The 22,576-nt window shown below is 64.4% G+C and carries 20 protein-coding genes and 2 tRNA genes; all 22 read left to right on the top strand.

Annotated features, from left to right (window positions below):
- The first annotated feature begins 1 nt into the window (after position 1).
- The 22 genes from glmM (at position 2) to infB (ending at position 22,569) form a co-directional block, all read left to right on the top strand.
- On the top strand, positions 2–1,354 hold the full coding sequence (glmM, locus tag EBS_RS07845; protein ID WP_043108118.1) for a phosphoglucosamine mutase: 1,353 nt from the start codon (positions 2–4) through the stop codon (positions 1,352–1,354).
- 66 nt (positions 1,355–1,420) lie between these two features.
- Entirely contained in the window at positions 1,421–2,176 is a 756-nt protein-coding gene (gene tpiA / locus EBS_RS07840) for a triose-phosphate isomerase (protein ID WP_043108117.1), read from the top strand.
- 26 nt (positions 2,177–2,202) lie between these two features.
- On the top strand, positions 2,203–2,631 hold the full coding sequence (secG, locus tag EBS_RS07835) for a preprotein translocase subunit SecG (RefSeq protein WP_052199411.1): 429 nt from the start codon (positions 2,203–2,205) through the stop codon (positions 2,629–2,631).
- An 11-nt stretch (positions 2,632–2,642) separates the two neighbouring features.
- Positions 2,643–2,727: transfer RNA gene (locus EBS_RS07830), tRNA-Leu, on the top strand.
- Between the two features lie 182 nt (positions 2,728–2,909).
- Positions 2,910–3,266, top strand: coding sequence for an NADH-quinone oxidoreductase subunit A (locus EBS_RS07825; RefSeq protein ID WP_043108116.1), 357 nt, complete (start codon positions 2,910–2,912; stop codon positions 3,264–3,266).
- A complete protein-coding gene (locus EBS_RS07820; RefSeq protein ID WP_043108115.1) occupies positions 3,257–3,733 on the top strand; it encodes a NuoB/complex I 20 kDa subunit family protein in 477 nt (158 codons plus the stop codon). Before EBS_RS07825 ends, EBS_RS07820 begins: the two co-directional genes overlap by 10 nt.
- Before the next feature lie 31 nt (positions 3,734–3,764).
- Positions 3,765–4,466 (top strand): NADH-quinone oxidoreductase subunit C, encoded by a 702-nt coding sequence (locus EBS_RS07815; protein ID WP_043108113.1) that lies wholly within the window; start codon positions 3,765–3,767, stop codon positions 4,464–4,466.
- A 3-nt stretch (positions 4,467–4,469) separates the two neighbouring features.
- Positions 4,470–5,723, top strand: coding sequence for an NADH-quinone oxidoreductase subunit D (locus EBS_RS07810; RefSeq protein ID WP_043108111.1), 1,254 nt, complete (start codon positions 4,470–4,472; stop codon positions 5,721–5,723).
- A 17-nt stretch (positions 5,724–5,740) separates the two neighbouring features.
- On the top strand, positions 5,741–6,250 hold the full coding sequence (gene nuoE / locus EBS_RS07805) for an NADH-quinone oxidoreductase subunit NuoE (protein WP_043109486.1): 510 nt from the start codon (positions 5,741–5,743) through the stop codon (positions 6,248–6,250).
- A 3-nt stretch (positions 6,251–6,253) separates the two neighbouring features.
- Positions 6,254–7,519 carry an NADH-quinone oxidoreductase subunit NuoF gene (nuoF, locus tag EBS_RS07800; RefSeq protein ID WP_043108109.1) on the top strand — a complete coding sequence of 422 codons (1,266 nt, stop codon included), beginning with the start codon at positions 6,254–6,256 and terminating at the stop codon, positions 7,517–7,519.
- A 5-nt stretch (positions 7,520–7,524) separates the two neighbouring features.
- Positions 7,525–9,852, top strand: coding sequence for an NADH-quinone oxidoreductase subunit NuoG (gene nuoG / locus EBS_RS07795; protein ID WP_043108107.1), 2,328 nt, complete (start codon positions 7,525–7,527; stop codon positions 9,850–9,852).
- A gap of 3 nt (positions 9,853–9,855) precedes the next feature.
- Complete coding sequence (nuoH, locus tag EBS_RS07790) at positions 9,856–10,911, top strand: NADH-quinone oxidoreductase subunit NuoH (RefSeq protein ID WP_171816214.1); 1,056 nt, start codon at positions 9,856–9,858, stop codon at positions 10,909–10,911.
- A 13-nt stretch (positions 10,912–10,924) separates the two neighbouring features.
- Positions 10,925–11,413 (top strand): NADH-quinone oxidoreductase subunit NuoI, encoded by a 489-nt coding sequence (gene nuoI / locus EBS_RS07785; protein ID WP_043108105.1) that lies wholly within the window; start codon positions 10,925–10,927, stop codon positions 11,411–11,413.
- Between the two features lie 13 nt (positions 11,414–11,426).
- A complete protein-coding gene (locus EBS_RS07780) occupies positions 11,427–12,035 on the top strand; it encodes an NADH-quinone oxidoreductase subunit J (protein WP_043108104.1) in 609 nt (202 codons plus the stop codon).
- Positions 12,032–12,337, top strand: coding sequence for an NADH-quinone oxidoreductase subunit NuoK (gene nuoK, locus EBS_RS07775; RefSeq protein WP_043108102.1), 306 nt, complete (start codon positions 12,032–12,034; stop codon positions 12,335–12,337). Before EBS_RS07780 ends, nuoK begins: the two co-directional genes overlap by 4 nt.
- Before the next feature lie 5 nt (positions 12,338–12,342).
- Entirely contained in the window at positions 12,343–14,289 is a 1,947-nt protein-coding gene (nuoL, locus tag EBS_RS07770) for an NADH-quinone oxidoreductase subunit L (protein WP_043109481.1), read from the top strand.
- Positions 14,290–14,315: 26 nt separating this feature from the next.
- On the top strand, positions 14,316–15,830 hold the full coding sequence (locus EBS_RS07765) for an NADH-quinone oxidoreductase subunit M (RefSeq protein ID WP_043108101.1): 1,515 nt from the start codon (positions 14,316–14,318) through the stop codon (positions 15,828–15,830).
- Between the two features lie 24 nt (positions 15,831–15,854).
- The gene (nuoN, locus tag EBS_RS07760; RefSeq protein WP_043108100.1) at positions 15,855–17,294 is read left to right on the top strand and encodes an NADH-quinone oxidoreductase subunit NuoN; all 1,440 of its coding nucleotides are present in this window, start codon (positions 15,855–15,857) and stop codon (positions 17,292–17,294) included.
- Between the two features lie 176 nt (positions 17,295–17,470).
- A tRNA-Met gene (locus EBS_RS07755) sits at positions 17,471–17,547 on the top strand.
- A gap of 467 nt (positions 17,548–18,014) precedes the next feature.
- Positions 18,015–18,485 carry a ribosome maturation factor RimP gene (gene rimP, locus EBS_RS07750; RefSeq protein ID WP_043108099.1) on the top strand — a complete coding sequence of 157 codons (471 nt, stop codon included), beginning with the start codon at positions 18,015–18,017 and terminating at the stop codon, positions 18,483–18,485.
- Positions 18,486–18,489: 4 nt separating this feature from the next.
- Positions 18,490–19,992, top strand: coding sequence for a transcription termination factor NusA (gene nusA, locus EBS_RS07745; protein WP_043108097.1), 1,503 nt, complete (start codon positions 18,490–18,492; stop codon positions 19,990–19,992).
- A gap of 12 nt (positions 19,993–20,004) precedes the next feature.
- Positions 20,005–22,569, top strand: a complete 2,565-nt coding sequence (gene infB, locus EBS_RS07740; protein WP_043108095.1) for a translation initiation factor IF-2 — start codon at positions 20,005–20,007, stop codon at positions 22,567–22,569.
- Positions 22,570–22,576: the final 7 nt, after the last annotated feature.

Raw genomic sequence — 22,576 nt, 5'->3', positions numbered from 1 at the left:
CATGGGCAGACGCTATTTCGGGACCGATGGCATCCGTGGACGGGTGGGGGAGTGGCCCATCACCCCCGAGTTCGTGCTCAAGCTGGGGTGGGCCGCCGGCAAGGTGCTCGGTGGTGGCGAGGGCGGCAAGGTGCTGATCGGCAAGGACACCCGGATCTCGGGTTACCTGTTCGAGTCGGCGCTGGAGGCCGGCCTGGCCGCCGCCGGGGTGCATACCCGCATGCTCGGCCCCATGCCCACGCCCGGCATCGCCTATCTCACCCGCACCCTGCATGCCGACGCCGGTATCGTCATCAGCGCCTCGCACAACCCGCACCACGACAACGGTATCAAGTTCTTCTCGTCATCCGGCCAGAAGCTGCCTGACGCGGTGGAGGTCGAGATCGAGGCCATGATCGACCAGCCCATGGACTCGGTCAGTTCCGAGCGCCTGGGCAAGGTGGTGCGTCTGGAGGACGCACGCGGCCGCTACATCGAGTTCTGCAAGGCCACCATCCCCTCGCGCATGGACTTCCAGGGGCTGAAGATCGTGGTGGACTGCGCGCATGGCGCGACCTATCACATCGCCCCCGACGTGTTCGAGGAGATCGGCGCCGAGGTGATCGCCATCGGCGTACAGCCCGACGGGCTCAACATCAACGACGGCTGTGGCGCCACTGCTCCCGAGGCTGTGCAGGCCGCCGTGCTCGAGCACGGTGCCGACCTGGGGATTGCGCTCGACGGTGATGGCGACCGCCTGATCATGCTCGATCACCAGGGGCGTATCCGTGATGGCGACGACATCCTCTATGTGCTCGCCCGCTCGCGCCGCCGCAGCGGCGAGATGGTCGGCGAGGTAGTGGGCACCCTGATGACCAACCTGGGGCTGGAGCTGGCGCTGCGCGAGCAGGGCATCGGCCTGTGCCGGGTCAAGGTCGGCGACCGTTACATCATGGAACGCCTGGTGGACGAGGGCTGGCTGCTCGGTGGCGAGCCGTCGGGGCATATCATCTGCCTCGATCGCACCACCACTGGTGACGGCATCGTCTCGGCGCTGCAGGTGCTCGCCGAGATGCACGAGACCGGCCGCTCGCTGGCCGAACTGTGCGAAGGCGTGGAGAAGTTTCCGCAGGTGCTGGTGAACGTGGGCCTGGGCGAGCACCCGGCCGAGGCCATCCTGGGGGCCTCGCCGGTGAATGCGGCCGTGGTCGAGGCGGAGCGGCGCATGAACGGCGAGGGCCGTGTGCTGCTGCGGCCTTCCGGCACCGAACCGCTGATACGCGTGATGGTCGAGGGGGGCGACCCCGAACTGGTGCACGAGATGGCCGACAGCATCGCCGACGAGGTGCGGGGGATCTGTGGTGGCGGTCATTGATTCATTCGAGGCTTGCCGGTAAAGTACGCCGCCTGATTCGAACGGGCTTGAAACAGAGGTAGGGGCATGCGACAGCCACTGGTTGCCGGAAACTGGAAGATGAACGGCTCGCGTGCGAGCATCCGCGAGCTGCTCGACGGCGTGAAGGCCGGCATGGGTGAGGTGAAGACCGCCGAGGTGGCAGTGTGTTCGCCGCACATCTTCCTGTGTGACGTGCAGCAGCAGCTCGATGGCAGCGCCGTTGCCTGGGGCGGGCAGGACATCTCGGTGCACGAGTCCGGCGCCTACACCGGGGAGACCGCCGGCAGCATGCTCGCCGAGTTCGGCTGCAAGTATGTCATCATCGGGCATTCCGAGCGTCGCACCTACCATGGCGAGACCGATCAGGTGGTCGCCGAGAAGTTCGTCGCCGCGCGCAAGGCCGGGCTGGTGCCCATCCTGTGCATCGGCGAGACGCTGGAAGAACGTGAGTCGGGCATCACCGAAGAGGTGGTGGGTCGCCAGATCGACGCCGTGATTGCCCATTGCGGCGTGGAGATGCTGGGTGAGGGCGTGATCGCCTACGAACCGGTCTGGGCCATCGGTACCGGCAAGACTGCCTCGCCGGAACAGGCGCAGGAGGTGCATGCCTTCATCCGTGGCCGCATCGCCGCGGCGAGCGCCACGGTGGCCGAGGGGCTGCGCATCCTCTATGGTGGCAGCATGAACCCCGGCAATGCCGCGCAATTGCTGGCGCAGTCCGACATCGACGGTGGTCTGATCGGTGGTGCCTCGCTGAAAGCGGCGGATTTTCTGGCCATTGCCACTGCGGCCAACGCCTGAGTCAGGCGCGCAATACGAGAGACAAGATCATGGAAACCGTACTCGTCGTCATTCATCTGCTGCTGGCCATTGGCCTGGTCGGCCTGGTGCTGATCCAGCATGGCAAGGGGGCGGACATGGGCGCGGCCTTCGGCTCCGGCGCCTCGGCGACCGTGTTCGGTTCTGCGGGTGCCGGCAATTTTCTCAGCCGCACCACGGCCGTCCTGGCCGCGCTGTTTTTCCTCACCAGCCTGGCGCTGGCGTGGTTTGCCATGCAGAAGGGTGAGCAGGAGTCGCTGATCGAGAAACAGCTTGCGGCGCCGGCCGTCGAGCAGTCGGTTCCGGCTGATCTGCCCGCAGTGCCCGAGGCGGCCCCGCCGGCAGCGCTGGATAGGGAACTGCCGGCCGTACCCGAGGCGACGGCGCCTCCGGCGGCCGCGAAGGACGATCTGCCCGTAGTGCCGGCGCAGCAGTAATAACCGTATTTGCCGAAGTGGTGGAATTGGTAGACACGCTATCTTGAGGGGGTAGTGGCGAAAGCCGTGCCGGTTCGAGTCCGGCCTTCGGCACCATATCGACGGTATCACTTCCATGGAAGTGATACCGTTTTTTTATGTCTGGCAAAATCCCATGATAATCAATGACTTGGATTGTGGTCGGGATTTGACAGGGGAGGGTATGCCCGATATTCTCGGCGGTGAATCTGTGTCTGATGACATAGCGATAAACTGAAATTGAGGGGAGGCCAGCCCGCATGTTGGAAAACTATCTGCCTGTCCTGATCTTCCTGGCGGTGGGCCTGTTTGTGGGCGTCGCTGCCATTGGCATCGGTTTTGTCCTCTCCCCGTGTCATCCCGACAGCGAGAAGCTTTCGCCCTACGAGTGCGGCTTCGAAGCCTTCGAGGACTCGCGCATGAAGTTCGATGTGCGCTACTATCTTGTGGCTATCCTGTTCATCATCTTCGATCTGGAGATCGCCTTCTTCTTCCCGTGGGCGGTGGTGCTCGACCAGATCGGCTGGACCGGTTTCTGGGTCATGATGCTGTTCCTCGGCGTGCTGGTCGTTGGCTTCATCTACGAATGGAAGAAGGGGGCGCTGGAATGGGAGTAGAAGGCATCCTGGAGAAGGGTTTCGTCACCACCACGGCCGACAAGCTCATCAACTGGGCGCGCACCGGCTCCATGTGGCCCATGACCTTCGGTCTGGCCTGTTGCGCGGTGGAGATGATGCACGCTGCTGCTTCGCGCTACGACCTGGACCGCTTCGGTATCATCTTCCGTCCGAGCCCGCGTCAGTCCGACGTGATGATCGTTGCCGGTACCCTGGTCAACAAGATGGCGCCTGCGCTGCGCAAGGTCTACGATCAGATGGCCGAGCCGCGCTGGGTGATTTCCATGGGTTCCTGTGCCAACGGCGGCGGTTATTACCACTATTCGTACTCGGTGGTGCGCGGTTGCGACCGTATCGTGCCGGTGGACATCTACGTGCCCGGCTGTCCGCCCACTGCCGAGGCGCTGCTCTACGGCATCATCCAGTTGCAGAACAAGATCCGCCGCACCAACACCATCGCCCGCTGAGCGCGCAGGCAACGAGAGAGATCGTGACCCCATGAGTCCCGAAGAACGACTGGAAGAACTGCAAGATGCGCTCGAAGAGCTGCTCGAGGACTTCGAGGGCTGTTCGTGGCGTACCGAGTACGGCGAGTTGACGCTCACGGTGCCGCGCGAGGACCTCCTTGAGGTGATGCGCATCCTGCGTACCCGCGCGCCCATTGCCATGGAGCAGTGTATCGACGTCTGTGGCGTGGACTATTCAACCTACGGCCAGTCCGAGTGGGATGTCGGGGATGCGTCCAATACCGGTTTCGAGCGGGGGGTCACGCCCGTTCGCCCCGAGGCCGACCCGGCAAACCGTTTTGCAGTGGTCTATCACCTGCTGTCGCTGACCCACAATGTGCGCATGCGGGTGAAGGTGTTCCTCGATGCCGACCAGCCCGTGGTCGATTCGGTCACCGGCATCTGGGCCTCGGCCAACTGGTTCGAGCGCGAGGCCTTCGACCTGTTCGGCATCCTCTTCGCGGGGCACCCCGACCTGCGGCGCATTCTCACCGACTACGGTTTCATCGGGCATCCCTTCCGCAAGGACTTCCCGCTGATCGGCGAGGTGGAGATGCGCTACGACCCCGAGCAGCGGCGCGTGATCTACGAGCCGGTGTCGATCGAGCCGCGCACCCTGGTGCCGCGTGTCATCCGGCAAGACTTCCGCTACGAGGATGGTCACAAGCCCGAGGCGGGCGAAGAGGCGGAATGAACCATGGCTGAGATTCGCAACTACACCCTGAACTTCGGTCCCCAGCACCCGGCGGCGCACGGGGTGCTGCGCCTGGTGCTGGAAATGGACGGCGAGGTCATCGAGCGTGCCGATCCGCACGTCGGTCTGCTGCACCGTGGCACCGAGAAGCTGGCCGAGAGCAAGCCGTACAAGCAGTCGATCGGTTACATGGACCGCCTCGACTACGTCTCGATGATGTGCAACGAGCACGGTTACGTGCTCGCCATCGAGAAGCTGCTGGGCATCGAGGCGCCGATCCGTGCGCAGTACATCCGCACCCTGTTCGACGAGATCACGCGCATCCTCAACCATCTGATGTGGTTGGGTACCCACGCGCTGGATATCGGCGCCATGACCCTGTTTCTGTACTGCTTCCGGGAGCGCGAGGATCTGATGGACTGCTACGAGGCAGTTTCCGGGGCGCGCATGCACGCCACCTACTATCGTCCGGGCGGCGTCTATCGCGACCTGCCCGAGCAGATGCCGCGCTTCGAGCCGGGCCGCTTCTGCAGCGAGAAGGATGCAAAGATCCGCAACCGCGCGCGCGAGGGTTCGCTGCTCGACTTCATCGACGACTTCGCTGATCGCTTTCCCGGCCTGGTGGACGAATACGAGACCCTGCTCACCGACAACCGCATCTGGAAGCAGCGCACCGTGGGCATTGGCGTGGTCTCGCCCGAGCGGGCACGCCAGCTCGGCTTCACCGGTGCCATGCTGCGCGGCTCGGGAATCGCCTGGGACCTGCGCAAGAAGCAGCCCTATGCTGTCTACGACCGGGTCGATTTCGACATCCCCGTGGGCACCAACGGCGACTGCTACGACCGCTACCTGGTGCGTGTCGAGGAGATGCGTCAGTCGGCACGTATCATCAAGCAGTGCGTGGCCTGGCTGCGCGAGAACCCTGGCCCGGTGATGATCGACGACCACAAGGTGGCCTCGCCGAATCGCGAGGAGATGAAGCAGAGCATGGAGGCGCTGATCCATCACTTCAAGCTGTTCAGCGAAGGCTATTGCCCGCCGGAGGGCGAGGTGTACGCTGCCGTGGAGGCGCCCAAGGGCGAGTTCGGCTGCTACATCATCTCGGACGGCGCCAACAAGCCCTACCGGCTCAAGGTCCGTGCTCCGGGCTTCGCCCACCTTGCGGCCATGGACGAGATGGCGCGCGGGCACATGCTGGCGGATGTGGTGGCCATCATCGGCACCATGGATATCGTATTCGGGGAGATCGACCGATGAGCATGCGCGCAGAACCCATGCAACGTACCCGGCGCTGCGAGGACAAGGAGGCGCTGTTCACGCCCGAGATCCGCGCCGAAATCGACCAGTGGGTCGCCAAGTATCCCGAGGGGTGGAAGCAGTCGGCCTGCATGGCCGCGCTGCGCATCGTGCAGGACGCCAATGGTGGGCACCTGACCACCGAGCTGATGGACCAGGTGGCCGACTACCTCGACATGCCGCCGATCGCGGTCTACGAGGTGGCCACCTTCTATTCCATGTACGAGCACAAGCCGGTCGGTCGGCACAAGATCTGCCTGTGCACCAACATCTCGTGCATGATCAACGGCTCGGACAGCATCTATGAGCACCTGCGCTCGCGCCTGGGTATCGGTTTCGGGGAAGTGACCGAGGACGGCCGCTTCAGCCTCAAGGAGGTCGAGTGCCTCGGTGCCTGCGGTGGCGCGCCCATGATGCAGATCGGCAATACCTATTACGAGAATCTGACCCCCGAGCTGGTGGATCAAATCCTCGACGGGCTGGAGTGAGTCATGGCCAACGAAGTCTGCTTCCGTACCCTGCACAAGGACCGGCCCTGGCGTCTCGAGACCTACGTCAGCGAGGGCGGTTACGAGGCGCTGAAGAAGATCCTCTCCGAGAAGATGTCGCAGGACGACATCATCGAGATGGTCAAGCGTTCGGGCCTGCGCGGGCGTGGTGGTGCGGGTTTTCCCACCGGGCTCAAGTGGAGCTTCATCAACCGCGCCGCGCCGGGCGACAAGTACATCGTGTGCAACTCCGACGAGGGGGAGCCCGGCACCTTCAAGGACCGCGACATCCTGCGCTACAACCCGCATGCGCTGATCGAGGGCATGATCATCGCCGGCTACGCCATCGGTGCGACCGCCGGCTACAACTACATCCGTGGCGAGTTCTGGGAGCCCTACGAGCGTTTCGAGGCGGCGCTCGCCGAGGCGCGCGAGGCCGGCTTCCTCGGCGAGAACATCCTCGGTTCGGGCTTCAGCTACGACATCCACAGCCACCTGGGCGCCGGCGCCTACATCTGCGGCGAGGAGACCGCGCTGCTCGAGTCCATCGAGGGCAAGAAGGGGCAGCCGCGTTTCAAGCCGCCGTTCCCGGCCATGTTCGGCCTCTACGGTCGGCCCACGGTGATCAACAACACCGAGACCCTGGCCTCGATTCCCGACATCATCCGCCAGGGGCCGGACTGGTTCCGCGAGCTGGGGGTGGAGAATTCCGGCGGCTCCAAGCTGTTCTCGGTCTCGGGCAACGTCAATCGGCCCGGCAACTACGAGGTGCCCATGGGTACGCCCTTCGCCGAACTGCTGGAGATGGCCGGCGGGGTGCGTGAGGGACACAAGCTCAAGGCAGTGATTCCGGGCGGCTCCTCGGCACCGGTACTGCCGGGCGAGGTGATGATGGATCTGACCATGGATTACGACGCCATCCAGCAGGCCGGCTCCATGCTCGGCTCTGGCGCGGTCATCGTCATCGACGATTCCAACTGCATGGTGAAGATCCTCGATCGCATCTCGTACTTCTATTACGAGGAATCCTGCGGCCAGTGCACGCCCTGCCGCGAGGGCACCGGCTGGATGTGCCGGGTGATCCACCGCATCGAGACCGGACGCGGACGGCCCGAGGATCTGGACCTGCTCGACGACGTGGCCAGCAAGATCATGGGTCGCACCATCTGCGCCCTGGGCGACGCCGCGGCCATGCCGGTGGCGAGCTTCGTCAAGCACTTCCGCGACGAGTTCCAGTACCACATCGATCACAAGCAGTGCATGGTGTAAGCGGCATGAGCGACGAGAAGATCACAATCGAGGTCGATGGTCAGCCGCTCGAGGCGCGCCCCGGGCAGATGCTGATCGAGGTCACCGATGCCGCCGGCATCACGGTGCCCCGTTTCTGCTATCACAAGCACCTTTCGGTGGCGGCCAACTGCCGCATGTGCCTGGTCGAGGTCGAGAAGGCACCCAAGCCGCTGCCAGCCTGCGCCACGCCCTGCACCGATGGCATGAAGGTCTACACCCGCTCGCCACTGGCGCGTGCCGCGCAGAAGGGGACCATGGAGTTCCTGCTCATCAACCATCCGCTGGACTGCCCGATCTGCGACCAGGGCGGCGAGTGCGAGCTGCAGGACGTGGCCATGGGCTTCGGTGGCGATGTCTCGCGCTACAACGAGGGCAAGCGCGTGGTGCGCGACGAGGACATCGGCCCGCTGATCGCTACCGACATGACCCGCTGCATCCACTGCACCCGCTGCGTGCGCTTCGGCAGCGAGATCGCCGGCCTGCGCGAGCTGGGGGCCACCGGGCGTGGCGAGCACATGCGCATCGGCGTGTTCGTCGAGCACAGCGTGAGCTCGGAACTGTCCGGCAACATCATCGACCTGTGCCCGGTGGGTGCACTCACCTCCAAGCCCTTCCGCTTCAAGGCCCGCGCCTGGGAGTTGATCCAGCGCGAGGGCATCGCGCCCCACGACGGCGTGGGGAGCAATCTCCACCTGCACCTGCGGCGTGGCCAGTTGCTGCGGGTGGTGTCGTGCGAGAACGAGGCGGTCAACCAGACCTGGATCAGCGACCGCGATCGCTATTCGTACAAGGGGCTGGAGGTTGATCGCCTGACTCGCCCGCTGCTGCGCGAGAACGGCCAGTGGCGCGAGGTCGACTGGGACCAGGCGCTGCAGGTCGCCGCTCAGGCGCTCAAGCGCACCGAGCCCGGCCGGCTGGGCGCCATGGTCTCACCCAGCGCCACCCTCGAGGAGATGGCGCTCGCCGCTGCGCTGGTACGCGGTCTGGGTTCGGACAACATCGACTACCGCCTGCGTCAGTGCGACTTCCGCGGTGATGCGGCCGATCCGGTGTTGCCCTGGCTGGGCCGGCGCTTCGCCGACATCGCGACCAACGAAGCGACCCTGCTGGTCGGTTCCTGGCTGCGCAAGGACCAACCCCTGCTCAACCACCGTGTCCGCGAGTCCTGGAAGCGGGGTGGGGTGGTGATGACCATCAACCCGGTGGACTACGACTTCAACTACGAGCGCGAGGTGGACGTGGTCTGCAAGCCCTCGGAGTTGGCTACCGAGCTGGCCGGGGTGGCTGCCGCCCTGGGCGCCGACACCGCCGGATTGGCGGCCGAGGCCGACCAGGCACACCAGGCCATTGCCGAACAACTCAAGCAGGCGGGGCAGGGCAGCCTGATCCTCGGCAGCCAGGCCCTGATGCATCCCGACTTCGCCCTGCTGCGCCGGTTGGCGGCGAACATCGCCGAGGCTGCGGGCATCGATTGGGGCGCGGTCGGTTTCGGTGCCAACGATACCGGCGCCTGGCTGGCCGGCGCGGTGCCGCACCGGCGTGCGCCCGGCGAGTCGGCCGGCGGCGCGAACGTGGCGGCCATGCTCGACGGTGGCTGTGACACCGTGCTGCTGTTGGGCGCCGAGCCCGAACTCGATTTCGCCGATCCGGCCGCCAGCCGCGCCGGCCTGGAACAGGCCTTCGTGGTCGCCCTGGGCACCCACGACAGCGAGACACTGCGCGCGGTGGCCGATGTGATCCTGCCGATTGGTGCCTTTGCCGAGACCTCCGGCACCTTCGTCAACCTGCAGGGCGACGTGCAGTCCTTTGCCGGTGCCATGCCGCCGCCGGGTGAAGCACGACCGGCCTGGAAAGTGTTGCGCGTGCTGGGCAACCTGGTGGATCTCGACGGTTTTGACTACACCGACAGCGCCGAGGTGCGCGATGAACTGCTGGGTCGCCTGGGTGACTGGCGGCCCGACAACCGTCTGGCCGATACCGCTGCCCCGGCGCGGCAGTTTGCACCGTCCGGCACCGAGCGCATCGGTGGCGTGCCGATGTACTCGGTCGATGCCCTCAGCCGTCACTCGGCGCCCCTGCAAGCCACGCCGGATACCTGGGATGGCCGGGTGCGCATCGCCTTGGGACTGGCGGAACGGCTGGGCCTGGAAGACGAGGCCCGGGTACGCATCACCCAGGGCGAGACCAGTGTCGAGTTGCCGGTAGTAATCGATGACTGTGTGGCGGGCGACTGTATCTGGCTGCCGACCGGGGTGCCCGAGAGCACGGCGCTGGGGTGTGGTTTCGCCGAAGTCAGCGTGGAGAAGATCTGACCCATGGATTCACTGATCGCAATCTGGGACGCGCTGCCGCTGGTGGTGCAGATCCTGCTCAAGATCGTGTTGATCGTGGCACCGCTGATGGTGCTGGTAGCCTATTACACCTACGCCGAGCGCAAGGTCATCGGCCACATGCAGGTGCGCATGGGACCGAACCGGGTGGGCTTCTTCGGCTTCCGCATGCTCGGCCTGGGGCAGCCGATCGCCGATGCGGTCAAGCTGATGTTCAAGGAGATCATCATCCCCAGTGGCGCCAACAAGGTGCTGTTCCTGATTGCGCCCATGCTTTCGATCGCGCCGGCGCTGGTGGCCTGGGCGGTGTTTCCCTTCGATGCCGAGTGGGTGTTGGCCGATGTCAATGCCGGCCTGCTCTATATCCTGGCCCTCACCTCGCTGGGCGTGTATGGCGTGATCATCGCCGGCTGGGCCTCGAACTCCAAGTATTCTCTGCTCGGCGCCATGCGCTCGGCGGCGCAGATCGTGGCCTATGAGATCCCCATGGGCTTTGCCCTGGTGGGTGTGCTGGTGGCTGCCGGCAGCCTGAACCCGCGCGAGATCGTGCTGGCCCAGCAAGGCAGCCTGCTGCACTGGTTCTGGCTGCCGCTGCTGCCGATGTTCGTGATCTATTTCGTTTCCGGTGTGGCCGAGACCAACCGTGCGCCCTTCGACGTGGCCGAGGGCGAGTCCGAGATCGTTGCCGGTTTCCACGTCGAGTATTCCGGCATGACTTTCGCAGTGTTCTTCCTCGCCGAGTATGCCAACATGATCCTGATTTCGGCGCTGACCGCGCTGATGTTCCTTGGAGGTTGGCTCTCGCCCTTCCAAGGCACTGCGCTGGAAGGTGCCTTCGACTGGGTGCCCGGTATCGTCTGGCTGCTGGGCAAGACCTTCCTGTTCATGTTCCTGTTCCTGTGGTTCCGCGCCACCTTCCCGCGTTATCGCTATGACCAGATCATGCGCCTGGGATGGAAGGTGTTCCTGCCCATTACCATCGTGTGGATCGTGGTGATTGGCGCCATGAAGGTGGGACAGCTGCCCTGGTGGTTCGATTGAGGAGGCCATACGCGTGAAAAGGGTCATCGACTACATCCGCAGCCTGTTCCTGTTCGAGCTGCTCCGGGGCCTGGGCCTTACCGGGCGCTACATGCTGAGCCGGCCGTTCACCCTGGAGTATCCCGAGGAGAAGGCCCCGGTCTCGCCGCGCTTCCGCGGCCTGCACGCGCTGCGCCGCTATCCCAATGGCGAGGAGCGCTGCATTGCCTGCAAACTGTGCGAGGCGGTGTGCCCGGCGCTGGCGATCACCATCGAGGCCGAGCCGCGCGAAGACGGCTCACGGCGCACCACGCGCTATGACATCGACCTGTTCAAGTGCATTTACTGCGGCTTCTGCGAAGAGTCCTGTCCGGTGGATTCCATCGTCGAGACCCGGATCTACGAGTACCACTTCGAGAACCGGGGCGAGGAGATCATGACCAAGGAAAAGCTGCTGGCTATCGGCGACCAGTACGAGGAGCAACTGGCGGCCGACCGGATCAAACGGGCGGCGCTGTACTAGGAGTCCGACGAGCATGAGTTTCGAGAAAATCCTGTTCTACCTGTTCGCCGCCCTGCTGATCGGTGCGGCGCTGATGGTCATCACCCGCCGCAACCCGGTGCACTCGGTACTGTTCCTGGTGCTCGCCTTCATCAACAGTGCCGGCCTGTGGATGCTGGCCGAGGCCGAGTTCCTGGCCATCGCCCTGGTGCTGGTCTACGTGGGCGCGGTGATGGTGCTGTTCCTGTTCGTGGTGATGATGCTGGACATCAACCTCGCCGAGCTGCGCGCGGGCTTCGTGCGCAACCTGCCGGTGGCGCTGGTGGTGGCCATCGTGATGGTGGCCGAACTGGTGATGGTGCTCGGCCCCGAGCGCTTCGGCCTGGCACACTACGCCAAGCCCGAACACAAGCCGGCCGACTACAGCAACACCGCCGAGCTGGGGCTGGCGATGTTCAACCAGCATGTCTATGCCTTCGAGATCGCGGCGGTGATCCTGCTGGTAGGTATCGTCGCGGCGATCAGCCTGACCCTGCGGCGGCGTCCCGATACCAAGTATCTCGACCCGGGCCGCCAGGTACGCGTGCGCGCCACCGACCGGCTGCGCGTGATCAAGGTGAAGGCAGAGGAGAAGGCCCGATGATTGCGTTGTCCGATTACCTGATCGTCGCCGCCATCCTGTTCGCCATCAGCGTGGCCGGCATCTTCCTCAACCGCAAGAACGTGCTGTTGCTGCTGATGTGCATCGAACTGATGCTGCTGGCGGTGAACATCAACTTCGTGGCCTTCTCGCATTACCTGGGGGATGTGCACGGACAGGTCTTCGTGTTCTTCATCCTCACGGTGGCGGCTGCCGAGGCGGCCATCGGCCTGGCGATCCTGGTGGTGCTGTTCCGCACGCGCAATACCATCAATGTCGCCGATCTGGATACCTTGAAGGGCTGATGATGATGGAAACGATCCTGCTTGCCATCGTACTGGCAGCGCTGACCGGCGCGATCATTGCCGGTCTGCTCCGCAACCAGATCGGGCGTGCCGGGGCGCACACGGTCACCATCCTGGGCGTGGCCATCTCCTGCGCGCTGTCGCTGTATGTGCTCTGGCAGTACGCCTTCAACGATGCACCGGTGTACAACGAGTCGGTCTACACCTGGATGGTGGTCGATGGCCTGCGCATGGAAGTCGGCTTTCTGATCGATCGCCTCACCGCCATGATGATGGCGGTGGTCACCTTCGTCTCGCTGATGGTGCACATCTATACCATCGGCTACATGGCTCACGAGGAGGGCTATCAGCGCTTCTTCAGCTACATTGCGCTGTTCACCTTCTCGATGCTGATGCTGGTAATGTCGAACAACTTCCTGCAGCTGTTCTTCGGCTGGGAGGCGGTGGGCCTGGTCTCCTACCTGCTGATCGGTTTCTACTTCAAGCGCGAGTCGGCGATCTTCGCCAACCTCAAGGCCTTCCTGGTCAACCGGGTGGGCGACTTCGGCTTCATCCTCGGTATCGCCGCGGTGGCCATGTACCTGAACACCCTGGACTATGCCGAGGCCTTCGCGCGCGCGCCCGAGCATGCCGACACCATGCTGAACGTCTGGGGTGACGCCCAGTGGTCGTTGATGACGGTGATCTGCGTGCTGCTGTTCGTCGGCGCCATGGGCAAGTCGGCGCAGATCCCGCTGCATGTCTGGCTGCCCGACTCCATGGAAGGCCCGACCCCCATCTCGGCGCTGATCCACGCTGCCACCATGGTCACCGCCGGTATCTTCATGGTGGCACGCATGTCACCGCTGTACGAGATGTCGGAGACGGCGTTGAGCTTCGTGATGATCACCGGCGCCACCACCGCCTTCTTCATGGGCCTGATCGGCATCGTGCAGAACGACATCAAGCGAGTGATCGCGTATTCCACGCTGTCGCAGCTCGGTTACATGGTGGCCGCGCTCGGTGCTTCGGCCTATGCCGCCGGTCTTTTCCACCTGATGACCCACGCCTTCTTCAAGGCGCTGCTGTTCCTGGGTGCGGGTTCGGTGATCATCGGCATGCACCACGATCAGGACATGCGCAACATGGGCGGGGTGCGCAAGTACATGCCCATCACGCACTGGATGATGGTGATCGGGACCCTGGCGTTGATCGGATTCCCCGGCTTTTCGGGCTTCTTCTCCAAGGACGCCATCATCGAGGCCATCCATCATTCGCAGCTGTTCGGCAGCGGGTACGCCCATGTGCTGCTGGTGGCCGGGGTCTTCGTGACCGCGCTCTACAGCTTCCGACTGTACTTCATGGTCTTCCATGGTGAAGGCCCGCGCGATTCCCACGCGAAGGAGCACCTGCACGAGTCGCCCAAGGTGGTGACCGTGCCCCTGATGGCGCTGGCCGTGCCCTCGATCTTCATCGGGTACTTCACCATCGGGCCCATGCTGTTCGGCGATTTCTTCGACGGCGTGATCACCGTCGCTGCGGCGCACGACACCCTGGGCGAGATCGACTTCCACGGCGCCTTCGGTTTCATGCTGCATGGTCTGACCGGCATCCCGGTCTATCTCGCCGGCGCCGGAGTCCTGGTCGCCTGGTACATCTACATGCGCCGCCCGTCGCTGGCGCTGGAGTTTGCCACGCGCTTCGACTGGGCCTACTGGATCCTCGACCGCAAGTTCGGGTTCGACGACCTGTACCAGTGGCTGTTCGCCGGTGGCTCGCGCCTGCTGGGCAAGACCTTGTGGCAGGTCGGTGACCGATTGGTCATCGACGGGGTGGCGGTCAACGGTTCGGCCTACTCGGTCGGCTGGCTGGCCTCGGTCATGCGCTACCTGCAGACCGGTTACCTGTATCACTATGCCTTCGCGATGATCATCGGCCTGCTGGGGCTGCTGAGCTGGTTCGTGATCCGCTGAACATCGCCCTGAGGACGGAATGAAACATGAGTGCTGACTGGCCCATTCTGAGCGTCGTCATCTGGCTGCCCATCATCGGCGGCCTGCTGGTGCTGGGGAGCGGTGACCGCGCGCCCAACGTCACCCGCTGGCTGGCCTTGCTGGTGTCGATCCTGACCTTCGTGCTCAGCATCCCGCTGTACACCGGCTTCGATGTCTCCACCGCGCAGATGCAGTTCGTCGAGAACCTGCCGTGGATCCCGGCCTTCGACGTCAGCTATCACCTGGGTGTGGACGGCATCTCCATGCCGCTGATCCTGCTCACCACCTTCATTACCATCCTGGTGATCATTGCCGGCTGGGAGGTCATCCAGTACAAGCCGTCGCAGTACATGGCCGCCTTCCTGATCATGGAAGGGGTGATGGTCGGCGTGTTCGCGGCCCTGGACGCCATGCTGTTCTACGTCTTCTGGGAGGCCATGCTGATCCCGATGTTCATCATCATCGGCATCTGGGGCGGGCCGCGCCGGGTGTATGCCACCATCAAGTTCTTCCTCTACACCTTCCTCGGCTCGGTGTTCATGCTGGTGGCGCTGATCTACATGTACTTCAAGTCGGGGTCGATGGAAATCCTGGCCTTCCACGATCTCAAGCTGAACCTCACCGAGCAGGTGCTGATCTTCATCGCCTTCCTGCTGGCCTTCGCGGTCAAGGTGCCGATGTGGCCGGTGCACACCTGGTTGCCCGATGCGCACGTGGAGGCGCCCACCGGCGGCTCGGTGATCCTGGCGGCCATCATGCTCAAGATCGGCGGTTACGGCTTCCTGCGCTTCAGCCTGCCGATCACGCCGGATGCCAGCCAGACGCTGGACTGGCTGATCATCGGCATGTCGCTGATCGCGGTGGTCTACATCGGCTTCGTGGCACTGGTGCAGCAGGACATGAAGAAGCTGATCGCCTACTCGTCCATCGCACACATGGGCTTCGTGACCCTGGGCTTCTTCATCGTGTTCCGTATCCTCGCCAACCCCGAGGTGGACAGCGGCGCCGTGCTGGGTGTGCAGGGCGGCATGGTGCAGATGGTGTCCCACGGCTTCATCTCGGCAGCCATGTTCCTGTGCGTTGGCGTGCTCTATGATCGTCTGCACAGCCGCCAGATCGCCGACTATGGCGGGGTGGTCAACGTCATGCCCTGGTTTGCCTTCTTCATGGTGTTCTTTGCCATGGCCAATGCCGGCCTGCCGGGCACCTCGGGCTTCGTCGGCGAATTCATGGTGATCCTGGCCAGCTTCCGCGCCGACTTCTGGTTCGCGGTGCTGGCGGCCACCACCCTGATCCTCGGTGCGGCCTATACCCTGTGGATGGTCAAGCGCGTGGTGTTCGGCGAGGTGCGCTCCGAAGGCGTGGCCGCGCTCAGCGACATCAATGCCCGCGAGGTGGTGGTGTTGACCTCGCTGGCGCTGGCGGTGCTCGCCCTGGGACTGTGGCCCGCGCCGCTCATCGAGGTGATGGACGCCTCGATCGGCAATCTCGTTCAACACATCGGTGTCAGCAAGCTCTGATGTCGGATTCAAGCGGATAGCGAAATGCAATACGACCTGACAAGCCTGCAACCGGTCCTGCCGGAACTCTTCCTGCTCGGCGCCGCCTGCCTGGTGCTGGTGGTGGACCTGTTTCTCTCACCGCGCACCCGCATGGTGAGCTACGGCCTCTCGCTGATGGCCCTGCTCGGTACCATCGCCCTGGTCGCCTGGGTCGCCGCCCCCGAGCGCCAGACGTTGTTCGCGGGCAGCTTCGTGCGCGACCCGGTGGCCGATGTGCTCAAGATCGCGCTGCTCTCGGTGGGCGTGCTCGCACTGGCGTACGGGCGCGGTTACCTGCTGGGGCAGGGGATCTATCGCGGGGAGTATTTCATCCTCGCCCTGTTCGCCCTGCTTGGCATGATGATCATGGCCTCGGCTGGCAACTTCCTCACCCTCTACCTGGGCCTGGAACTGCTGGCGCTGAGCGTGTATGCCCTGGTCGCCTTCGACCGCGACTCGCTCAAGGGCGCAGAGGCGGCCATGAAGTACTTCGTGCTGGGGGCGCTGGCCTCCGGCATGCTGCTCTACGGCATCTCCATGCTCTATGGTGCCACCGGCTCGCTGACCTTCACCGAGGTCGCCGAGGCGATCGGCTCGGGCGAGGTGGACGAGACGGTGCTGGTGTTCGGTCTGGTGTTCGTGGTCATCGGCGTCGCCTTCAAGTTCGGTGCCGTGCCCTTCCACATGTGGGTGCCGGACGTCTACCACGGTGCTCCCACCGCGGTGACCCTGTTCCTCGGCAGCGCGCCCAAGATCGCGGCTTTCGCCCTGGCGCTGCGCCTGCTGGTGGATGGTGCGGGTGGCCTGTCTGCGCACTGGGCCGACATGCTCACCATTCTGGCAGTGCTGTCGCTGGCGATCGGTAATATCGTTGCGATCGCACAGACCAACCTCAAGCGCATGCTGGCCTATTCGACCATTTCGCATGTGGGCTTCATCTTCCTCGGCTTCATTGCCGCCAACGACAAGGGTTACAGTGCGGCCCTGTTCTACACCGTGGTCTATGCGTTGACTGCAGCCGGTGGCTTTGGGCTGCTGGCGATGCTCAGCCGCCGTGGCTTCGACGCCGAGAACCTGCATGATCTCAAGGGCCTCAATGACCGCAGTCCCTGGCTGGCCGGCATGCTGCTGCTGATCCTGTTCTCCATGGCCGGGGTTCCGCCGACCGTCGGCTTCTTTGCCAAGCTTTTCGTGCTCGAGGCCGTGGTCAGCGTGGACAAGGTCTGGCTGGCCGGTGTGGCCGTGTTCTTCTCCATCATCGGTGCCTTCTACTACCTGCGCGCGGTCAAGATGATGTATTTCGACAAGCCCATCGACGACGCTGCCATCGAGGCCAGTATCGACAGCCGCATGGCCTTCTCGGTCAACGGCGTGGCCATGCTGCTGTTCGGCCTGTTCCCCGCTGGGCTGCTCGAGGTCTGCCGCGCCGCCTTCGCCGGTTGAGAAGCTTCGATCCGACATGCCAGCCCGGGTGTCGGATCGAAGGCCTGACCCGCACGAAATCGGCTGGCGCTGCGGGACATCCTTCCGGGCTGACAGCCAATCCACGCAAGATCAGTTCCGGATGCAATTAGGGCTTGCCCGCCGGCAGCATGGTCCCTATAATGCGCCGCACCAGATGCGGGGTGGAGCAGTCTGGCAGCTCGTCGGGCTCATAACCCGAAGGTCGTAGGTTCAAATCCTGCCCCCGCTACCAAATCTCTGGAAAGGCCGCAGCGATGCGGCCTTTTTTCGTGTTGCGGGGGGGCTGACCTCGCGACAATCAGCCCGCAGGAGCGGCGTCCCCGCCGCGAACCGGCAGACCGTTCGACTCCCGACGCATGTTCATTCGGCCCGAGGGCGGACCTTCTGCATTCTTCCCGAATCGTCCGATCCGCGGTCACCGGGTATCCGAGGATCGAGTCAAGTCACTGATTCCGTTCGGCCACCGCCGATCCGGGGGGCAGAAAAAACCGTTTGACTCTGTTCGGCATCGAACCTTACAATACGACGCGCTTCCAGTCCCGACCGGGCTGGTGACTGGAATTCCCCGGCAGTTTGTCGGTGGAAAGGTAGCTCAAGGCCCCGTTGACGGGGTTTTTTGTATTCCGAGTGCCGGGCCGAGGTGGCCGGGTACGTTTTCTGGAAATGGGCCTTGGGCCCATTTTTTGTTTTTCGGGCGTGATGAACAAGGTTTCGCAGCAGTTGCAGTCGCTGGTCGAAGGCGTGGTCGAGCCCCTGGGTTACGAGCTCTGGGGCGTGGAGCTGCTGGCGCGCCCCGGCGCCGGGCAGTTGCTGCGGGTCTATATTGAATCTCCGGATGGCATCGGCGTGGACGATTGCGAGCGGCTCAGCCGGCAGCTCAGCGCGGTGCTGGACGTGGAAGACCCGATCGCCGGTGAGTACGTGCTCGAGGTGTCTTCCCCCGGCATGGACAGGCCACTGTACCGGCTCGACCAGTTCGCGCGGTACCTCGGCGAGGTGGTGCGGGTCAGGTTGTCGTCGACAGTCGCCGGGCGCAAGAACTTCCGCGGCGAGCTGTTGGCGGCCGACGGGGAAAAGGTACAACTGCTGGTGGATGGCGAGACGGTCACCCTGGCAATGGACGAGATCGATACGGCACGCGTGGTGCCGCAGTTCCAGGCAAGAAGGTAGCGTGATGAACAAAGAGATTCTGCTCGTAGTGGATGCCGTGTCCAACGAAAAGGGCGTGGACAAGGAGGTCATCTTCGAGGCCATCGAGGCAGCACTGGCTTCGGCCACCCGCAAGAAGCACGGTGGCGACATCGAGGTGCGCGTCGAGATCGACCGCGCGACGGGCGACTACGAGACCTTCCGGCGCTGGCTGGTGGTGGACGACGCCGAGACGCCGGTGCTGGAGAATCCCAAGGCGGAGATCACCCTGTCGGCCGCGCGCGAGAGCAATCCGGACATCCAGCCGGGCGATTATGTCGAGGAACAGATCGATTCCATCGGTTTTGGACGCATCGCCGCGCAGACCGCCAAGCAGGTGATCGTGCAGAAGGTGCGCGAGGCCGAACGCGCCAAGGTGATCGATGCCTACAAGGACAAGGTCGGTACCCTCGTCACCGGTATCGTCAAGCGCGCCGACAAGGGCACCATCGTGCTCGACCTCGGCGAGAACGCCGAAGCGTTGATCCCGCGCAGCGAGGTCATCCCGCGCGAGGTGGTGCGGGTAGGGGATCGCCTGCGCGCCTATCTCTACGATGTGCGCACCGAGATGCGCGGTCCGCAGTTGCTGGCCTCGCGTACGGCGCCGGAGCTGCTGATCGAACTGTTCAAGCTCGAGGTGCCCGAGATCAACGAGGGTGCCATCGAGATCATGGGCGCGGCGCGCGACCCGGGTCTGCGTGCCAAGATCGCGGTGCGTGCGCTCGACCCGCGTGTCGACCCGGTGGGTGCCTGTGTCGGCATGCGCGGTTCCCGGGTGCAGGCCGTGTCCAACGAGCTGGGCGGCGAGCGGGTGGACATCATCGTGTGGGACGACAACCCTGCGCAGTTCGTCATCAATGCCATGTCGCCGGCCGACGTGGTGTCCATCGTGGTGGACGAGGACAAGCACGCGATGGATATCGCGGTGCGTGAGGAGAACCTCTCGCAGGCCATCGGTCGTGGCGGACAGAACGTGCGTCTGGCCAGTCAGCTCACCGGCTGGGAGCTCAACGTGATGAGCGAGGAGCAGGCGCAGGAGAAGAGCGAGGCCGAGGCTCAGGAGTTCATCCGGCGCTTCATGAAAGAACTGGATGTCGATGAAGAGGTCGCCGCTATCCTGGTCCAGGAGGGATTTACCTCGGTCGAGGAGATCGCCTACGTGGACGAGGCGGAACTGCTGGCCATCGAGGAGTTCGACGAGGGGATCGTCGAGGAACTGCGCAATCGCGCCAACGACGCCCTGCTCACTCGCGCAATCGCTCAGGAAGAACAGCTGGGCGACACCCCGCCGGCCGAGGACCTGCTGAACATGGAAGGCATGGACGAGGCGCTTGCGCACCAGCTTGCGGCGCGCGGTGTGGTCACCATGGAAGATCTGGCCGAGTGCGCCACCGACGACCTGATGGAGATCGAGGGTATGGACGAGCAGCGTGCAGGCGAGCTGATCATGACCGCGCGGGCCCCCTGGTTCGCCGAAGAAGAAAAGTGATGAGGAGTAGGCATGAGTGAAGTAACCGTCAATCAACTGGCCTCGGATGTAGGCATCCCGGTTGATCGCCTGCTCAAGCAGTTGAACGATGCGGGCGTGGCCAAGCAGTCGGGCGACGATGTGATCACCGAGCAGGAAAAGGTCGCGTTGCTCAACCACCTGCGGCGCAGTCACGGCAAGACCGACAAGAAGCCCGCGGAGTCGACCAAGAAGGTGACGCTCAAGCGCCGCACCACCACCGAGCTCAAGGTGCCGGCCAGTGGCGGACGTGCCGCCCGTGCGACCCGCGCCGCGCCCAAGACCGTGGCGGTCGAGGTGCGGCGCAAGCGCGTGATCCGAAAGGATGCCGCGCAGGTCGAGAGCGAGAAGGAGCGCGCCCTGCGTGAGATGGAAGAGGCCCAGCGCGCGCTCGAGGAGCAGCGTCGGCAGCGCGAGGAGCTCGCCGCGCAGGAAGAGGCCCGCCGCAAGGCGCTGGAAGAGAAGCGCCGGCAGGAAGAGGAAGAGCGCAAGCGCGCCGAAGAGGCGAAGAAGGCCGCCGAGGAGGCCGCGCGCAAGCAGCAGGAAGAGGCCGCTGCCGCACCGGCAGAGTCCAAGCCGGCACCGGCACCGGCCGAGGAGCCGAAAAAACCCAAGCGCATGCGCGCCGCGCCTTCGCGTGACGGTGAAGATCGGGCCAAGCGGGGTGCCGGTCGGCGCCGCGAGTTGCATGTGTCCGACGACAAGCGCGGCAAGCGGCCCAAGGGCAGCAAGCGTGCGCGCCGTCTGGCCGAGACCGAAGATCAGCAGCACGGCTTCCAGAAGCCGGTGGAGCGCAAGTTGCTCACCATCGAGGTCCCCGAGACCATCACCGTGGGCGACCTGGCCCAGCGCATGGCGGTCAAGGCCTCGGAGGTGATCAAGACGCTCATGGGCATGGGCATGATGGTTACCATCAATCAGCCGCTCGACCAGGAGACCGCCATGCTGGTGGTCGAAGAGATGGGCCATGCCGCGGTCGAGGAGAAGGTCAAGGACGCCGAGGAAGAGGTGCTGGCCGCGCTCGAAGAAGAGCTGCAGCAGGGTGAACGGGTGCCGCGTGCACCGGTGGTCACCATCATGGGGCATGTCGACCACGGCAAGACCTCCCTGCTCGACTACATTCGCAAGAGCCGCGTGGCGGCAGGCGAGGCCGGGGGCATCACCCAGCACATCGGCGCCTACCACGTGAACACCGATCACGGCATGATCACCTTTCTCGATACGCCGGGACACGCCGCCTTCTCGGCGATGCGTGCGCGCGGTGCCAAGGCCACCGATATCATCGTGCTGGTGGTGGCTGCCGATGACGGGGTGATGCCGCAGACCAAGGAGGCTATCCAGCACGCGCGCGCCGCCGGCGTGCCGCTGGTGGTGGCGATCAACAAGATCGACAAGCCCGAGGCCAATCCCGACCGCGTGATGCAGGAACTGGTGGCTGAAGAAGTGGTACCCGAGGATTGGGGTGGTGACACCCAGTTCATCCCGGTCTCGGCGCACACCGGCGAGGGCGTCGAGCAATTGCTCGAGGCCATCCTGCTGCAGGCCGAGCTGCTGGAACTCAAGGTGGTGGCCGATGGCCCTGCCAAGGGCATCATCGTCGAGTCCAGCCTGGACAAGGGCAAGGGGCCGGTGGCCACGGTGCTGGTGCAGTCCGGCACGCTGAAGCAGGACGATCCCATCGTCTCCGGCACCGAGTACGGTCGGGTGCGGGCCATGTTCGACGAGAACGGCCAGAAGGTAAAGGAGGCCGGGCCCTCCATCCCGGTACAGGTGTTGGGCCTCTCGGGCGCGCCGCATGCCGGTGACGACCTGGTGGTGGTCGCCGACGAGAAGAAGGCGCGCGAGGTGGCCGAGCTGCGTCGCGAGCGTCAGCGCGAGGGTCGCCTGGCCGAGCAGAAGGCCGCCAAGCTCGAGCAGATGTTCACGCGCATGGCCGAGGGCGAGGTCGCCTACGTGAACCTCATCATCAAGGCCGATGTCCAGGGCTCGGTCGAGGCGCTCAAGGAGTCGCTGCAGAAGATCCAGGCCGACGAGGCCAAGGTGAAGATCGTCGCCGCGGGCGTCGGCGGCATCAACGAGTCGGATGCCAACCTGGCGCTTACTTCGGGTGCGGCCATCATCGGCTTCAACGTACGTGCCGATGCCGCGGCCCGCCGGGTGATCGAGGAGCACGGTATCGACCTGCGCTACTACAGCATCATCTACGAGGTGATCGACGACGTGAAGAAGGCGGTCGCCGGCCTGCTCAAGCCCGAGATCAAGGAAGAGATCATCGGCCTGGCCGAGGTGCGCGACGTGTTCCGTTCGTCGAAGCTGGGTGCGATCGCCGGCTGTATCGTGCTCGAGGGCGTGGTCAAGCGCCACAACCCCATCCGCGTGCTGCGCGACAACGTGGTCATCTACGAGGGCGAGCTCGAATCGCTGCGCCGCTTCAAGGACGACGTCAACGAGGTCAAGGCCGGCATGGAGTGTGGCATCGGCGTGAAGAACTACAACGACGTCAAGGTGGGTGACCATATCGAGGTCTACGAGCGCTACGAAGTGGCGCGCGAGATCTGAGACGACG

It is taken from the genome of endosymbiont of unidentified scaly snail isolate Monju (assembly GCF_000801295.1).
GTDB lineage: Bacteria > Pseudomonadota > Gammaproteobacteria > Chromatiales > Chromatiaceae > MONJU.
This window is presented reverse-complemented; position numbering and strand designations above follow the sequence as displayed.

Excerpts from the sequence above, each read along its gene's own strand:
- nuoK (WP_043108102.1), top strand. The coding sequence starts at position 12,032 with ATGATTGCGTTGTCCGATTACCTGATCGTCGCCGCCATCCTGTTCGCC.
- rimP (WP_043108099.1), top strand. The coding sequence starts at position 18,015 with ATGAACAAGGTTTCGCAGCAGTTGCAGTCGCTGGTCGAAGGCGTGGTC.
- EBS_RS07825 (WP_043108116.1), top strand. The coding sequence starts at position 2,910 with ATGTTGGAAAACTATCTGCCTGTCCTGATCTTCCTGGCGGTGGGCCTG.
- glmM (WP_043108118.1), top strand. The coding sequence starts at position 2 with ATGGGCAGACGCTATTTCGGGACCGATGGCATCCGTGGACGGGTGGGG.
- nuoE (WP_043109486.1), top strand. The coding sequence starts at position 5,741 with ATGCAACGTACCCGGCGCTGCGAGGACAAGGAGGCGCTGTTCACGCCC.
- infB (WP_043108095.1), top strand. The coding sequence starts at position 20,005 with ATGAGTGAAGTAACCGTCAATCAACTGGCCTCGGATGTAGGCATCCCG.
- nuoG (WP_043108107.1), top strand. The coding sequence starts at position 7,525 with ATGAGCGACGAGAAGATCACAATCGAGGTCGATGGTCAGCCGCTCGAG.
- EBS_RS07820 (WP_043108115.1), top strand. The coding sequence starts at position 3,257 with ATGGGAGTAGAAGGCATCCTGGAGAAGGGTTTCGTCACCACCACGGCC.
- nuoH (WP_171816214.1), top strand. The coding sequence starts at position 9,856 with ATGGATTCACTGATCGCAATCTGGGACGCGCTGCCGCTGGTGGTGCAG.
- EBS_RS07765 (WP_043108101.1), top strand. The coding sequence starts at position 14,316 with ATGAGTGCTGACTGGCCCATTCTGAGCGTCGTCATCTGGCTGCCCATC.
- EBS_RS07810 (WP_043108111.1), top strand. The coding sequence starts at position 4,470 with ATGGCTGAGATTCGCAACTACACCCTGAACTTCGGTCCCCAGCACCCG.
- nusA (WP_043108097.1), top strand. The coding sequence starts at position 18,490 with ATGAACAAAGAGATTCTGCTCGTAGTGGATGCCGTGTCCAACGAAAAG.
- nuoL (WP_043109481.1), top strand. The coding sequence starts at position 12,343 with ATGGAAACGATCCTGCTTGCCATCGTACTGGCAGCGCTGACCGGCGCG.
- tpiA (WP_043108117.1), top strand. The coding sequence starts at position 1,421 with ATGCGACAGCCACTGGTTGCCGGAAACTGGAAGATGAACGGCTCGCGT.
- nuoF (WP_043108109.1), top strand. The coding sequence starts at position 6,254 with ATGGCCAACGAAGTCTGCTTCCGTACCCTGCACAAGGACCGGCCCTGG.
- nuoN (WP_043108100.1), top strand. The coding sequence starts at position 15,855 with ATGCAATACGACCTGACAAGCCTGCAACCGGTCCTGCCGGAACTCTTC.
- EBS_RS07780 (WP_043108104.1), top strand. The coding sequence starts at position 11,427 with ATGAGTTTCGAGAAAATCCTGTTCTACCTGTTCGCCGCCCTGCTGATC.
- EBS_RS07815 (WP_043108113.1), top strand. The coding sequence starts at position 3,765 with ATGAGTCCCGAAGAACGACTGGAAGAACTGCAAGATGCGCTCGAAGAG.